11 protein-coding genes are annotated in these 14712 nt (G+C 65.0%); 2 read left to right on the top strand and 9 right to left on the bottom strand.

The window, feature by feature from the left end:
* Positions 1 to 51: 51 nt before the first annotated feature.
* The 4 genes from ACLQI9_RS03020 to ACLQI9_RS03005 form a co-directional block, all read right to left on the bottom strand.
* On the bottom strand, positions 52 to 3231 hold the full coding sequence (locus tag ACLQI9_RS03020) for an AAA family ATPase (protein WP_442390985.1): 3180 nt from the start codon (positions 3229 to 3231) through the stop codon (positions 52 to 54).
* 148 nt (positions 3232 to 3379) lie between these two features.
* Positions 3380 to 4333: a glutaminase A gene (gene glsA / locus ACLQI9_RS03015; protein ID WP_442390983.1), complete on the bottom strand. Its 954-nt coding sequence runs from the start codon at positions 4331 to 4333 to the stop codon at positions 3380 to 3382.
* Positions 4330 to 5388, bottom strand: a complete 1059-nt coding sequence (locus ACLQI9_RS03010) for a zinc-binding metallopeptidase family protein (protein WP_442390981.1) — start codon at positions 5386 to 5388, stop codon at positions 4330 to 4332. Before ACLQI9_RS03010 ends, glsA begins: the two co-directional genes overlap by 4 nt.
* A 2-nt stretch (positions 5389 to 5390) precedes the next feature.
* Complete coding sequence (locus tag ACLQI9_RS03005) at positions 5391 to 6842, bottom strand: C45 family autoproteolytic acyltransferase/hydolase (RefSeq protein ID WP_442379866.1); 1452 nt, start codon at positions 6840 to 6842, stop codon at positions 5391 to 5393.
* Positions 6843 to 6905: 63 nt separating this feature from the next.
* Between ACLQI9_RS03005 and ACLQI9_RS03000 the strand changes: the two genes are divergently transcribed.
* Positions 6906 to 7391 carry a hypothetical protein gene (locus ACLQI9_RS03000; protein ID WP_442379867.1) on the top strand — a complete coding sequence of 162 codons (486 nt, stop codon included), beginning with the start codon at positions 6906 to 6908 and terminating at the stop codon, positions 7389 to 7391.
* Here the strand turns inward: ACLQI9_RS03000 and ACLQI9_RS02995 are convergent.
* The 3 genes from ACLQI9_RS02995 to galT form a co-directional block, all read right to left on the bottom strand.
* Positions 7388 to 8134, bottom strand: coding sequence for a Mut7-C RNAse domain-containing protein (locus ACLQI9_RS02995; RefSeq protein WP_442379869.1), 747 nt, complete (start codon positions 8132 to 8134; stop codon positions 7388 to 7390). The two genes, ACLQI9_RS03000 and ACLQI9_RS02995, sit on opposite strands and share 4 nt — an antisense overlap.
* A gap of 300 nt (positions 8135 to 8434) precedes the next feature.
* Positions 8435 to 9526: a galactokinase gene (locus tag ACLQI9_RS02990; RefSeq protein ID WP_442390979.1), complete on the bottom strand. Its 1092-nt coding sequence runs from the start codon at positions 9524 to 9526 to the stop codon at positions 8435 to 8437.
* The gene (gene galT, locus ACLQI9_RS02985; RefSeq protein ID WP_442390977.1) at positions 9523 to 10605 is read right to left on the bottom strand and encodes a galactose-1-phosphate uridylyltransferase; all 1083 of its coding nucleotides are present in this window, start codon (positions 10603 to 10605) and stop codon (positions 9523 to 9525) included. Before galT ends, ACLQI9_RS02990 begins: the two co-directional genes overlap by 4 nt.
* Before the next feature lie 157 nt (positions 10606 to 10762).
* On the opposite strand from galT, the gene ACLQI9_RS02980 reads away from it, so the two are divergent.
* Positions 10763 to 12865 carry an FUSC family protein gene (locus tag ACLQI9_RS02980; protein WP_442391011.1) on the top strand — a complete coding sequence of 701 codons (2103 nt, stop codon included), beginning with the start codon at positions 10763 to 10765 and terminating at the stop codon, positions 12863 to 12865.
* Here ACLQI9_RS02980 and ACLQI9_RS02975 read toward each other — a convergent pair.
* Positions 12843 to 13709, bottom strand: a complete 867-nt coding sequence (locus ACLQI9_RS02975; RefSeq protein ID WP_442391009.1) for an alpha/beta fold hydrolase — start codon at positions 13707 to 13709, stop codon at positions 12843 to 12845. The genes ACLQI9_RS02980 and ACLQI9_RS02975 overlap by 23 nt on opposite strands.
* Positions 13710 to 13740: 31 nt before the next feature.
* A complete protein-coding gene (locus tag ACLQI9_RS02970; RefSeq protein WP_442375973.1) occupies positions 13741 to 14460 on the bottom strand; it encodes a potassium channel family protein in 720 nt (239 codons plus the stop codon).
* Positions 14461 to 14712 lie beyond the last annotated feature (252 nt).

Below are 14712 nucleotides of genomic sequence, written 5' to 3'. Positions count from 1 at the left end.
CGTTTGGCGGAAGCTCAGTTCCGCATGGCCCACAAACCAAGCCCGGCGCGGTCACGGCATCGCCTCGGCCCACGCCATATGCCCCTCGAAGCCAAGCGTTTTCGCCATGTCGCGGTAGCGATCCCTGAAGTGTGCGTAAGCCGCGCCATCGTCGTGAGCCCGCGCCAGCAGTGCCCGCAGACGCAGCAGCCAGACTTCACGGATGACCAGACCCTCTTCGGCTGGCGCGGCCGCTAACCGCTTTATCGCGGCTTCAGCTTCGGCCATGTCACAGTCGGACTCGCGATCAAGCAGTGTCTCCACCAGAACACCCGTCACTGGAATGCCCCACGCCAGCTGCTGTCCCTCGCGGAACAGATGGTCTGCGGCGGCACGCATGAGGGGTATGGCGTCATCGCGATCTCCACGCCGAGCCCTCTCACGCGCCCAGTAGATATTGACGACCTGTGACGCGAAGTATGGCAGATTATGTCTCCGGCGTAGCAGCATTTCGCTGACTTCGGAAAGGAGCTTGTGTCCGCGGTCACGCTCAGCGGCCGTTTGTCGGTGCACCAGCGCAAGGCCCAGCGTCATTTGGGCGAAGGCCAAGGCGCGGTCATCACCCGAGCGTTGGGCATTCTGCAGGGCATCCTCGATCTCGCACACCGCACGATCGTCGGGCCTCAGCACGCCATACACTATCCCCGCGAGGTAGACCCAGACGAGGACCGAGGCGTAGGACAGGGGGTCGGCGTTGCGGGCCATGGCCAGGCCGTGCCGCTGGTCGTCGCGCCATCCAGGACGACCCAGGAAATAACGGGCCATAGCGCGCACAGTCAGGGCGGCCGCCAACGGAGACCCGATAATGAAGTTGCCTATAGCCGGGTCACCGTCTGCGAGATCGATGACCGTATGTGACCACCGCAGCACCTCACGCCACTCGCCACCTTCAACCTTGGCGTAGAGCACCGGGAAGGACAGTCCCACCGTCAGGGTCGGATCGCCGACCGACTCGATCAGGGTCATGGCTTCCGATGCCAGCTGCGACGCCTCGCGCACCTGGGCTTGATAAAGGTGATCCATCACCAACCCAGCCATGGCGATAGCCACTGACGCCTTGTCCCCGGCGGCGGTGCACAACTGGCGCAATTCCTCGAAGCGGTCGCCGGCAACATTTACCTGGACTCGATAGCCAGTCCCGCACAACATGGTGCGCGGGGCGATGCGCATGGCTGCCCGGTTCGGGTCCTCGGCGGGTAGGGCGTCGGCGATCCTTCTGGCACGCTCCCAGCTCAGTCTCGCCGCGGCGATGTCGCGGTTGGTCGCCCACGTTGCCGCACGCATGTGCCAGCCGTAGGCGGCGTGCCCATCACCAGCGGCCTCCAGATGCTCGGCAATCAACGCCGCGTTCTCCTCGGCCGCTGCCGGGTCACCTGATTCGATTGCCGCCGCGACGCGCCGGTGCAGCTCGGCGCGATCCGACTTGAGCTGCGATTCGTAGGCCACCGCGCGGATCAGCGGATGGTGGAACACGTACTCGGGCTGTCGGGTAAACCTGATCTGATCGATCAGCTCGCCCCCCACCAGGTCCTCCAGGACAGGATCAACCTCCAGCGTTTCCAGTAGCTCCCGGCTGAACTTCGCGCCGATGACCGCGGCAGCGCTCAGGGTGCGTTTCGCTTTAGGGTTCAGCCGGTCGATGCGGGCAGCGATCGTCGCCTGCACAGTGGCGGGCATGCTGACCTCAGCCACATCGGCGATCGACAGGTAGGTGCCGCAGTTGCCGCGCAGCACACCGCGGTCGGCCAGCTCACGCACTATCTCCTCGGCGAAAAACGGATTACCCGCGGCCCGCTCGGCGATCATGGTGGCCAACCCACCGACCGAGGGGTGCGGCCCGAGCAGCTGCGAGACCAACGCTGCGGTCTCCGAATCGCTCAGCGGCGCAAGGGCGATGCTCTGAGCACCGGGCACCCGGTTCAACGCGCCCGGATATTCGGGGCGATAGGTGATCAGCACCACCGCGCGCGTCTGCGGAATCACAGCCATAAAGTCCGCAAGCAGGGATTCGCTGACCTCGTCAATCCAGTGCACGTCCTCAACGACATAGACTGCCGGGGTTTGGCGGGCCAGCGACGCCGCATTGACCAGCGCAGTCAACCGCCGCCGCCGGGCGTCCGGATCGATCTTGGGCAGCTTCAACTCGGGATCGGCGATGCCCAGCAGGTCATCGAAGAGCAATAGGTCTTCAGGATCGGCATCGGGCACCCGGGCCCGTATCTGCGTGCGGGCGGCCGCGGCGTCTAGATCACCCACGCCGAAGGCTGCGCGCAGTAGTCGCGCCACGACGTAAAACGGGATATCACTGGCGTGCGATTCGCAGAAGGCGGCGAAAAAGTCGACACCCCGGGCTGCGGCCATCGCGGCGACCTCACGCACCAGACGGCTCTTGCCGATGCCCGGTGATCCCACCACGCCGACCACCGTGCCGTAGCCGTCGATGGCACGGTCCAGGAGGCTTTCGATGGCGGCCATCTCCCAGCGTCGACCGACAAGGTTCGACTCGGTGCGGCCAACATCGCGACGCGTTTCCGACATCCCCAACAGCCGGTGGGCGGCCACCGGCGCGTCGGCGCCCTTGACGCGCACCATCTCGGTCTCACCCAGCACAGCCGTGCCCCCGACCAGGCGTGCGGTGGATTCGCTGAGCATGACCCCGCCCGCCGGCGCGACGGATTCCATCCGCTGCGCCAGGCCCACCTGCTCCCCGATTGTGGTGTAACCCAAAGCGCCCGAACCGATCTCACCGGCAATGACCTCGCCGGAGTTAAGTCCCACGCGCAACTGCAGATCCAGACCGTCGCGCTCTTTGACGTCACCGGCCAGTCGGACGGTTTCATCTTGAATGCCCAGCGCCGCACGACAGGCACGAACGGCATGGTCTTCCAACGCCACCGGGGCACCGAACACCGCCATGATCCCGTCACCGGTGAACTTGTCCACCGTGCCGCCGAAGTGCTGCACCACCCCGGTTGCGCGGTTGACGAGCTCGGTCATGATCTCGCGCAGTCGCTCTGCGCCAACAGCCGTGGCGATGTCCATCGAGTGGACCACATCGGCGAACAGCACCATCACCTGCTTGTACTCGGCGTGGGCGTCGCTTTCGTCGACTGGTGCGCCGCACGCGTGGCAAAACCGGGCGTTCTCTAAAGGCTCCGCGCCACACGTCCGGCACCCCGCTACGGTCGTCATCCGACCCTCCGCCTATCCCGGCCCCCAGCATTCTCAGTGGTCCTCAAAGAATAGGCCGTCGGACACTCCACAATGGGCTGTTGGCCAGCGAAGCGTCGTCGCGGCACCCGGAGAAGGTCCCGGGTACGGCAGGGCGTCACTCCCGGCGCTACGTATTGAAAAGCCCCAGCTCGAGGGCGTGGGCGATCTGGGTGATCGCGGCCTGGGCGCGCACGCTGTTGCCGGCCGCGTCCAGCGGCGGTGAGTAGGCGGCGATCGCCAGTCTTCCCGGCGACACCGCGACCAGGCCGCCTCCGACGCCGCTCTTGGCGGGTAGCCCGACGGTGTAGGCCCAGTCGCCGGAGGCGGTGTAGAGACCCTCCATCGCCATCAAGGCCAGCATGTGTGCCACGTTGGCTTGTTTGATGACGCGCTTGCCGGTGACGGGGTTGATGCCCCCGTTGGCCAACGTCGCGCCCATGATGGCCAGGTCGACAGTGGTAACCAGCGTCGAGCACTGCAGGGTGTATACGTCGCAGGCCTCCATCGGCTCGCAGTACATGTATCCGCCGCAAAGCAGCAGCCACGCGATCGCCCGGTTGTGAAAGTTGGTGCCCCGCTCCGAGTCGGCGATCTGTTCGCTGAGCGAGATGCTGCGTCCGGCGAAATCGCTTTGAATCTGCAGGATCTGGCGCCAGCGGTCTTCAGCATCGGTGGCCGACACCAGGCTCGTTGCCGTCATCGCCCCCGCGTTGACCATCGGCGAGTTCGGCTTGTCGTTGTGCCGTTCGAGCGCCAGCACTGAATTGAACGCCTCGCCCGTCGGATCGGCGCCCACCTTACGGTGGAACGCCCGCGGACCCACTTGTTCCATAGCGAGCGCGGCCGTGAAGACCTTCGAGATCGATTCCAGCGCGAATTGACATCTTGCGTCGCCAGCCGAAAATGTCTGACCATCGACGGTCGCCACGCAGACCCCGAACAGCTGCGGGTCGACCTCCGCCAAGGCCGGTATGTAGGCGGCGTTCTTGCCGCGGGGGTTCTTCTTGTGCTTGGCGTGTGCCGCGGCGACCGCCTCGGTGATCCGGTCGCCGGCGATCGGTGCGCTGACCTTGGTAGTCAATTCTGTTTCACCGCAGCATATTCGGTTGCAGTCGTGGTCACGACACGATGGATGAAGCCAAGCTTCGCGACGACGTGCGGGTGGATGGTGAACGGGTACAGGTCGTCACGGCCCATCGAATTGTTGACCCGGTTGAGCACCCCCGACAGCACTAACCAGTCAGCCATAATGTCCTCGATAGTGCCGTCGGCGTAAGACTCCCGAGCATCGACATTGGCGGGCAGGTCCCACTTGACTCGATCAGCTTCGACGACAAGGCCCGAATCCGCGATCGTGGCAAGTGTTCCGGTGATGTGGAGATAGTGGGCCCAGGTTTCGGCGAAGTCTTCCCACGGGTGGGCGGTGGCGTACTCAGAGATGAAGTCTTGCTGCCAGTTCGCCGGTGCCTGGCCCTGGTAATGGCGCTGTAGCGCGGCCTGGTAGTCCTCCCGATCGTCGCCGAACATCGCCCGGGCGTCGTCGATGAGCGGGGTGTTCTGCACCAGCAGCATCTCGTAGTAATGGCCGACCTCGTGGCGGAAGTGGCCCAACATCGTGCGATAGGGCTCACCCAGCTTGATGCGCAGACGCTCCCGGTATAACTCCAGCGACTCGGCCAGATCGATGGTGATCACGCCGTTGTTGTGCCCTGTCATCACCGGCCGCCCCAGCGTCTTGCTCGACAGCAGATCGAACGCCAGCCCGTGGGAATCCGCGTAGTACGGCTGGATGGGCAGGCCCAGGTCCATCAGCTCGAAGATCAACCGCCGCAGCGCCTTTAGAGTCGAATCGAGTTCGGACATCGCCTCGGTGTCATCGGCCGCCGGCCCTTCGCGCACGAAACTGTCGGCATAGCAGCGGCCGGATTCGGAGTCGTCCGCGGTTAACCAATTGCAGCCCCGCTCCCAGTGTGCGCACCAAAACCAGCCACGGCCGTCCACTGTGAGCGTTTGCGATGGTGCGCACACCATCTGCCGCGACGGGTAGTGGTAGCCGACAGTGACGGCGCACGTCGGGCACTGCTGCACCTCGAACGCGACCGCCTGTCCGCAGTTGGGGCATCTGAAGGCGCGCACGGTCAGGGTCCGCCGGTGCTGCCCGACTCGATGTACGTCCACGGTTGCTGCGGACGGTCCTTGAGATAGCCACGCTGCCAATCCCATTGCGGATGCTGCCGCAGGAATGCGTCGGCGTCGAACTCGGTGCCGTCAGCACGTCCAGATCGGGCCCACAGGCTGAGCGCTCTGATGTCGGCTGAGGTGACGACCTTGCCGTCCACCGACCCGAACGGGGTGAACGGGGTCAGCCCACTGTCGTGGCAGGGGTCGACGTCGGAATGTGCGCAAATGGTCCGGGCCGAGGGATGGATGTAGCCGAGGTAGGTGTCGAACGTGTCGCCCAGCATGCGCTTGCCGACCTCGGCGTCGATGCCCCCGTTGTACTGGTCGAGCAATTGCCGCCAGCGAACCTCCCGCGCACCATTCGGGGTGCGCACGTCGCTGAACCCGGTCCCGAAGCACTCCAGGTTACGAATCCGCGGATCCAGCGGTGTGTTGTCGCCCCAGAAGTAGCCATCGGTGGTGCGGCTGAGGCTCTGATACAGCAGGCCCTCCTCGTAGCGCGCGATCTCACCGGTCTTGACGTCACCGATCAACCACGAGTTGGCGTATCCGCCGTTGTTGTCGGTGTTGAGCGTCTCGACCCAATGGTCGATGTCGCGGCCGTACTGCGAGGCCTTACGGGCGCGGACGAACTCCGGAACGCGGGTCTCGTCGTAGCCCTTGAACCCGTCATAGCCACCGATCGTGGTCTCGGTGATCGCCAGTCCAGCGCTGGTCAACCAGAAATCGCTCATGCTGGCGATCCAGCCCGGCGCCGTCTGCATGACCATCCGGTTGCCGTCATCGGGGGTCATATCCAGGATGACGTTCTCGAACTGGCCCTGCCAGAAGTCGGCGAAGCTGGTGTGCCCCACCACGATCGACCCGTCGACGGTCGCGCTTCCGGTGGCGATAAAGGCGCTGCAGTGGTTGCCCTCGCCGCCGGTCGGCGCCAACGCGGTGTAGCGGCCCGAGTTCTTGGGCCACCAATAGCCGGTGAGTTCCATCCAATCATTGACGCCGAGCACATCGTTGAACGTGGCCGGCACGCCTGCAGCGGTCAGACCCGCGGCGACGCCTTCCATCTCCTGGCGCAGCTCGTCGGGGATCTTGTCGGCGTGCAGCTCGGCGGCCCGTTCAACAAAGAAGTCGTAGGTCATACCGATGTCCTGGTAGGTCATCTCCCGGTACACCCGGATCGACTCCGCGTACTCATCGGCGACGAGGAATCCGTACTGAAAGCCGCGTGCGGCCGGCGATCCCTTGATCGTGACGTGCAACCAGCCGTTGGTGTCGCTGCGCGAGGCTTCGGAGAGCCACCCCCGCTGCTCGTCGGTGAGTTCTGCGGGTGTGGTTCTCGTCGGCGGTTCCGCCGGCCCGGGCGGTGGCTTTACGTTATGACCCCTCGGGGTTGAAGCGATCGCCGTCACAAGCCCTCCTCGGTCGGAAGCCACACGCCGATGAGCTTAGTGGCTGCGAGCTACCCTGAGGCCATGACCGAACAGTCAAACGCGATCACCATGTCGCACCCACCCGAGGCCTTCCTGCGCCTCGTCAACCCCATCATGAAACTGCTGCTACACACCCCATTCGCGGGTCCGGCACGCAACCAGCTCATGGTCGTCAACTTCACCGGGCGCAAGAGCGGACGGCACTACTCAATTCCGTTGAGCGCCCACGTGATCGACGACATCCTCTACGCCATGACCGCCGAGAGCTGGAAGAACAACTTCCGCGAGGGCGCCGCCGCGCAGGTCTTGCACGACGGCAAGACGACGACGATGCGCGGCGAGCTCATCACGGACAAAGCACTGATTGCCGATCTCTACTCGCGCTGCGCCGAGTCCTACGGGGTCAAGCGCGCAGAGCGGACGATGGGGTTAGGGTTCCGCGATCATCAAATGCCGACCCACGATCAGTTCGCCGAGGCGGTCGACCAGCTGCACCTGAACGCGATTCGCTTTACCCGGGCCGCCTAGAGCTGGTTGCGGAGTCGCGCGACGAGGCCGAGCAGCCGCGCATAGTGTGACCCGGCCCAGTAGATGCGCCCGCAGTCTGCGCAGCGGCTGAATTCGTCGTAGTAGCGGCGGGTCAACGACTCAAGCTGGTCGAGCACCTCCTCCTTGGAAACCGTGGCAAGCATGCCGTTGCATCGCACACAGCGGGTCAACGGGGCGAGCCGTTCGCGCAGGTCCAGTCGCCGGATCACCTCGAGCGTCTGCTGCTCGGGCTGCTCGGAACGCACGAACAGCCCATGGGTGATCGCACGACGCTTCAACAGGCCGCGGTCTCGGGTGAGCAGGATGCGTTGCCGCTCAAGGCTGATATCGGCCAGGGTCTGGTCGTCGGCGTCGCTGGACCACCACACGTCGAAGCCGAGCACACGCAGCAGCCGCGCCAGCCGGCCCAGGTTGACGTCGACGACGAAGCGCGGGTCGCGCAGCGGGGTTGGCTGCAGCCGGGCCGTCGACCCGATGTCGAACGCCTCGAATATCGGGTAGGCGGCGACGCGGTCGCCGGTGATCGGGCGGTGCGAAAAGTCCTCCGGATCACCGTTCACCAGGATGAGGTCGATCTCGGTGTGCGGAATGCCCATCGCCTCCAGCACATCCTTGACAGTCTGGTGGCTGCGGAACGGACGGCGCACCGTCACACCGCGCGACTCCGGCGCCAAGAAGTCGTTGAGCTCGGCGTAGGCGCGTACGTCCACGTAGCCGACCATTCCCCATACTCTCCCCACGAGATGGACGCCTGCAATGTCACCGCCTCCAGATTGACCGGTCCACGCTGCTTCGCGACGCGCTGTCCCAGGATACTCACCAGCCTCAGCAGTCGCTGGCGGCTGGCGATTAGCATTGGCTCCGAGTTGATGGCGCATGTGATATCGGTCCGACGTTTGATGTGTGATACACCATGCGACATCAGATTTGAACAACATGTCATGGTTGGTTGCAGGTGCAGCCGTGGCTGCTGTGACTCGCCACAGGCTAGGCGACTTGTTGCAGATGTGACCGCGCGGGGTTTAACGTAATGCGCCCGCGCCCTGGGCGGCGTGGGTCCGGGTGACTACCGGGTCCCCGTACCCCGCGGGGCGCACGGCTTCACGTACCGCCGCGCCGACCGCCTCCGCCCGATCGAGAGGCGCCAGCGCGATCACACAACCGCCGAATCCGCCGCCAGTCATTCGGGCACCTAGAGCGCCCGCCCCCACCGCGGTGTCGGCGATCAGATCGATGTTTTCGGTGGTGATTTCGAAGTCGTCACGCATGGATGCATGTGAAGCATTGAAGATACGGCCGGCCTCGGCGTAGTCGGAATCACCCAACGCCGCAACGAAATCAAACACTCGTTGGTTCTCGGTCAGCACATGACGGGCACGACGGGCATCGACCGCGTCAGTGACCCCTTCAAGCACCGAGAGCCCGCGATCCTGGATCTCCCGCAGCGACACCACACCCACATCGGCGGCCGCCCGCTCACACGACAGCCGACGCGCCGCGTATTCGCCGCCGACGTGACCGTGCCGCTCCCGGGAGTCGATCAGCAGCAGCGCGACACCTGACGCCGACGGGTCGAAGGCAACCGGCTGGACGGTCAACTTCCGGAAGTCGATCAGCATCGCCGTCGACTCCTCGCCAAACAACGAGGCCAGCTGGTCAAGCAAACCCGTTGGAGCGCCGACGTACTCGTTCTCGGCGCGCTGCGCGATCCGCGCCTGTTCGATGCGGTCGATCCGCCAACCCGCAGCCGCCACGAAAGCCCCCAGCGCCGCGCACTCCAGCGCCGCCGACGACGACAGCCCCGATCCCATCTCGACATCGCTGGTAATCGACATCGTGCCGCCGGGCACCGGATGTCCGGCAAAGCGCAGCGCCCACACCACGCCGGCGACGTAGCCGGCCCACCCGGTCACCTCACCGGGCCTGGTGCGCAACGGAATCCGCACCGAACCGTCGACGCGGTCGCTGCGCGCGGTGATCGCGTCGGCATCCGAGGGCTCGAACGTCACCACCGTGCGTTGCGGCAGCGCGACCGGCAGCGCCCAGCCGAGGTTGTAGTCGGTGTGCTCGCCGATCAGGTTGATCCGCCCCGGCGCGGCGTATCGGACCGTCACCCGAGTCCTCGCAGCCGCTCGGCCACGGTTTCGGGCGTCACGTCACTGATGAACGCGTCCATCGCCGACTCGGAGGCCGCCAGATACTTGAGCGCGACGGCGCTGCGCCGAATCGAGATCAGCTCGACGTGGAAGTAGCCCTCCCGCTGGGCGTCGGTGTCAGCGAATTGGTGCAGCGCCGAAATGTAAGGCAGCGGGCCGGAATACATCCGGTCAAACCGCCGCAGGATATCGAGGTAGATCCGCGCGAAATCGTCCAGCTCGGCGGCAGCGAGATCAAGCAGGTTGTGCACGAACCGGTTCGGGTAGATGTGCACCTCGACCGGCCAGCGCGCGGCGAACGGCACGAACGCCGTGAACATATCGGTGCGCGCGACGATGCGGCTGCCGTCTTCCACCTCGCGGGCCAGTAGGTCGGCAAACAGGTTGCCGCCGTGTGACTCTCGGTGCTGAGCGGCCTGCTGCAGCATGGCCGCGGTCCGCGGCGTCAGATACGGATAGCCGTAAATCTGGCCGTGCGGATGGCTCAGCGTCACGCCGATCTCTTCGCCGCGGTTCTCGAAGCAGAACACCTGCTCGACACCGGGCATCGCCATCACGTCGGCAGTCCGGTGCCGCCACGCGTCGACGACAAGCCGCGCCTGCGACGTTTCCAAGTCAGAAAACGACCCAGTGTGGTTGCTGGAGAAGCAGATTACCTCGCAGCGGCCGCTACCGGGAGCCGAGACGAAGCCGTCACCAACCGACGGCGTCTCCCCCGCCCCGGACAGGCTCGGGAACCGGTTTTCGAAGACGACCACGTCGTAGTCGAGCGCGGGCACCTCGCTGGTCAATCCGGTCGGGCCCGGACACAACGGGCACTGGTCGGCCGGCGGCTTATACGTGCGGTCTTGGCGCAACGCCGCGATGATCACCCATTGCCCGGTCGTCCCGTCGAACCGCAATTGCGTTTGGTTCGGATTCCGCGGCGGCAGCGGCCGGCGGTCTTCGACCGGCGCCGGGGTGTGACCGGGCAACGAAAAGAACAGCAATTCACGCCCGTCGGCCAGCTTCGTCCGCGTCGGCTGGGGAATGCTCATTGGGTCCCATCTTGGCCGCTATGCCAGAGTCAAGTCACGATAGACAAGCATTCCGCAGAAGAGAGGCTGATCACGGGTGTTCGATCGCGCAACCGCGCTGTATGAGCGGGCGCAGAACTGGGCGATCGGCTCGGACCCCGGATTGCTGCGGTTGCGAATGGCCGCCCGCACCACGGTCTCCTTGGCGATCGCGCTCTTCATCCTGTTTCTGCTGACCAAGGCCACCCACCAGCCGTTGACCGTCGCGCTGCTCGGCGTACTGATCACCATGTTCGCCGGACGGGCCGTCAACGAGCCTGACCCGTACCAGCAGAAGATCACGATTGTCCTGTTGCCGCTGCCCGCCGCGCTCGCTATCACCACCGCTACGCTCCTCGCGCCGCACAAGCTGGTCGCCGATGTGGTGTTCGTGGTGATCGTGTACGCGGCGGTCTACGCCCGCCGGTTCGGCGCGCGGGGGCGGGCGCTCGGGATGGTCGCCTTCATGGCCTACTTCTTCACGCTGTATCTGCGCGCGACAACTGCCGAGCTGCCCTGGCTGATCGGGGCGGTACTGGTGGGCACGGTCTGCAGCTTCGTGATGACGGCCTTTGTGCTGCCCGATAAACCCGAAGGCGTGCCGCGGGCCACCGTGCGGTCATTGCGGGCGCGGATGGCCATCGTCGTAGACACCACCGCGGAGGCAGTCGAGGACGGTTGGATCGATGAACGACGCCGACGCCGGCTCCGGCTGCGGACCGTGGCGCTCAACGAGACCGCGCTGATGGTGCAGAACCAGATCGAAGAGAAGGTCAACCCGGCCGCGCTGTGGCCCGGAGTCAGCGGGGAGGACCTGGCCCTGTGGCTGTTCGACGCCGAACTCACCGTCGAGCGGGTCGCCACCGCCGGAGCGCGAGCCGCGATCGCCAGCGCCGAGATACCCGCGTCGACCCGCGCCGACCTGGTCGGGGCCCTTTCCCAACTCTCCAGGGCAATTCGCGTGCCGCAACCGGAGGGGTTGGAGCGGGCCGCACACCTGGCCCAGGAGCTGCTCGATCGCCCGTCAACCTCCAACGCCGACCCCGCAGTGCGCCGCCTCGCCCTCGCGATAATCGCCACGGCAACAGCGACTTCCGAAGTCCGCGCACTGGTCGAGCAGGCTGTCTCCGAAACTTCAGTGGCTGCGACCTCCGACGGCGGCAGGTCCGCTGAGGAGCAACGCCGAGCCGGTCTGCTGCCGACGACCAAGCAAGCCATCCAGGTCGCCGTCGCCGCATCGCTGGCGATTGTCATCGGGGAGGCTGTATCCCCGTCCCGCTGGTATTGGGCGGCGATTGCCGCGTTTGTCATCTTCGCCGGCACCAACACCTGGAATGAAACGCTCACCAAGGGCTGGGCGCGATTGATCGGCACCGTGCTCGGTGTGCCCGCTGGAGTGCTGGTCGCCACGGTGGTCTCCGGCAACAGCACCGCAGAGCTGGTGTTGATCTTCGTTTGCGTGTTCTGCTCGCTATATTTCTTCAAGGTCGCTTACAGCCTGATGACGTTTTGGATCACCACGATGCTGGCGTTGCTCTACGGACTGCTCGGCGAATTCAGTTATGGCATACTGCTTTTGCGGATCGAGGAGACGGCGATCGGCGCGGTCATCGGCATCGCAGTCGCGATCCTGGTGTTGCCGACCAACGCCAGGACGTCCATGCGCCACGACGCCCGCACTTTCTTGACGACATTGGCCGAGGTGATCGAAACATCGGTGTCGACGCTATTCGGTCACGAGGCCACCGCAAGCCCGACCGACAAAGCGCGGCAACTCGGCCGAGACTTGCAACAGTTCCGGACCACCGCCAAGCCGCTGACCGCCGGGGTCGGCGGCTTCTCCGGCCGGCACAGCATCAGACACGGCCAACGGATGCTCGCCGCTTGCGACCGCTATGGCCGGACCCTGGCCCGTAACAGCGAACGGCTCGACCAGGCCTCCACGCGGCTGACGGAGGCCATCACATCGGCCGCAACGCACATCCGGCACAGCATCGACGTGTTGACCGACGCCCTACACGGCCACCACGACGCGACGGTCATGCCCGCGACCGACTTCCTTGACGCCGCAGAAACTTTCGCCAGAGAGCACGACCAAGAATCCGAACGCTCCACCAGGGCAAGACTTCTCGCCATCGTGCATGCACTGCGCCAGATCGACCGGGCGGTTGTCAGCACCGCCATCGACCTCGGCGCAGAGGATGTGGTGGCGGCCGCGGCTAGAACCGCCCGTGCCGATTGAGAAAGTCCAACACTGCATCCGCGAAGACGTCGTTGCGATCACCGGCAACCATGTGTCCCGCACCGCGGACATCGACGAACTCGACCTGCGAAAAACGCGCCAGAAATTCGTCGGCACGCTCCTGGCTGACCAGATCGCTCACTTGGCCTCGCACCAGCAACATGGGCACGCCGCCCGCGAGGATCGTTTCAACCGCCGCGTTCAATCGATCGACATCGGCCACCTCGGTGGGCGGAAGCGACGCCGTGTTGCTGATGAACTTCGGGTCCCAATGCCAATACCAGCGATCGCCGCGGCGGCGCAGGTTGGTGCGCAAGCCATCGAGATCGGCGGGTCGGCGTCGATGCGGGTTGTACTCGGCGATCGCGTCGGCGACCTCGTCGAGCGACTCGAATCCCGATTTCATCCGGTCGGCCATGAAGTTGTGTATCCGGTTCGCCCCGGACGGATCCATGTGGGGCACGATGTCCACCAGGACGACCGCGCGGGCAATTCCGGGCGAAATCTCCCCCGCGAGAAGCATTGTCGTGAACCCGCCCAGGGATCCGCCCACCAACACCGGTTGCGGCGGCACGTGACGCAGCACTTCCTGGATGTCGAGGGCAAAGCTGGTGAGGCGATAATCGCCGCCCTCCGACCAATCGGAATCGCCATGGCCGCGTAGGTCGACGGTGACGGCCTGCCACCCACGCTCGGCCACCGCCGCGGCCGCCTTTCCCCAGGAGCGGCGGGTCTGCCCGCCGCCGTGCAAGAACACCACGGCCGCCGCTTGTGGATCGCCCAGTCGATCGGCCACGATGCGCGTGCCGCCCACTCCGCGGGTGGTGAATGTTTCGGGCGCGATGGTCACCGTGTGATCCTAGATCGCGGGCGCATTAGCCTCTCGCCCGTAGCTCTTGTGTCAATTCTCGGATATCGCTGCGAAGCTCGTCGATATGAGCAGTGGTTGCCGCCTGATTCGCGGTCTCTTCTTCCGCTACACGCTGGATGATCCACGACGCGAGGGACGCTGTGACGACGCCGACAAGACCGATCCCGCCGATCATCAGCAGCACGGCGATGATTCGGCCGGTGTTGGTAACCGGGTAAACGTCACCGTAGCCGACGGTGGTCACCGTTGTAATCGACAACCAAATCGCCTTTCCGAAGGAGTTGATCGTCGCGCCGGGCTGGTACCGCTCCTTATCGAATACGGCCAGCGATGCTGAATAGATCAAAAGCAGGACACCTGAGACGGTATAGACGACTATGCGGCCCCGAAACGCATCCCCGACTGCCCTCTGCAGCACCTCAATCAGAACAATCAGACGCAGCAAGCGAAGTGGTCGCACCAGTGGCAGCGCAACAATCGCAAGGTCAAGCAAGTGCCGCAAAAACCACCGCGACCGGTCGGGGGCAAGGCAAAGCCGAGCAACGTAATCCAGGATGAACAAGCCCCAGACGATCCAGGTGACCGCCCATAGAACATGCGCTTCACGCCCATGGGGCCGGGCGAGCACCAGCACGGAGTACACGCCCAAGAATAGGAGGGCGGCTACGGCGAGCGGCCATTCGGCATGCCGCTCCCACCGCAGCAGATTGGTTTGGGTGTTCATGAAGCCAGTCTCCAAGAGGTCAGAGCAGAAACATCCGCCCGTCAGTTGCTACGACACTGCCGCGAAGTATCGCGGTTGCGCGATGCCGCCGTCGCCAGATCCAGGAAAAAGCTAAGCGGTGCCCTGGGTGATTTTGTCCAACGGGTTGGAGCGCTCCAGCATGCCGAAGGTGGTTTCGCCGTCCCACCGATAGCGCACGCCGGCCTGCTGCAGCGCGGGAAAGCTCGGCATCTCCTGCTTGAGCGCCTGGCT

It is taken from the genome of Mycobacterium sp. (assembly GCF_052143115.1).
In the GTDB taxonomy this organism is placed as follows: Bacteria; Actinomycetota; Actinomycetes; order Mycobacteriales; family Mycobacteriaceae; genus Mycobacterium.
Note: the sequence above shows the minus strand (reverse complement) of the source record. Positions and strands in the feature narration are given on the sequence as shown.

Bases quoted from the DNA above. Each gene is read 5' to 3' on its own strand.
- ACLQI9_RS03020 (WP_442390985.1), bottom strand. From the start codon at position 3,231: ATGACGACCGTAGCGGGGTGCCGGACGTGTGGCGCGGAGCCTTTAGAG.
- ACLQI9_RS03000 (WP_442379867.1), top strand. From the start codon at position 6,906: ATGACCGAACAGTCAAACGCGATCACCATGTCGCACCCACCCGAGGCC.
- ACLQI9_RS02995 (WP_442379869.1), bottom strand. From the start codon at position 8,134: ATGGTCGGCTACGTGGACGTACGCGCCTACGCCGAGCTCAACGACTTC.
- galT (WP_442390977.1), bottom strand. From the start codon at position 10,605: ATGAGCATTCCCCAGCCGACGCGGACGAAGCTGGCCGACGGGCGTGAA.
- ACLQI9_RS02980 (WP_442391011.1), top strand. From the start codon at position 10,763: ATGGCCGCCCGCACCACGGTCTCCTTGGCGATCGCGCTCTTCATCCTG.
- ACLQI9_RS02970 (WP_442375973.1), bottom strand. From the start codon at position 14,460: ATGAACACCCAAACCAATCTGCTGCGGTGGGAGCGGCATGCCGAATGG.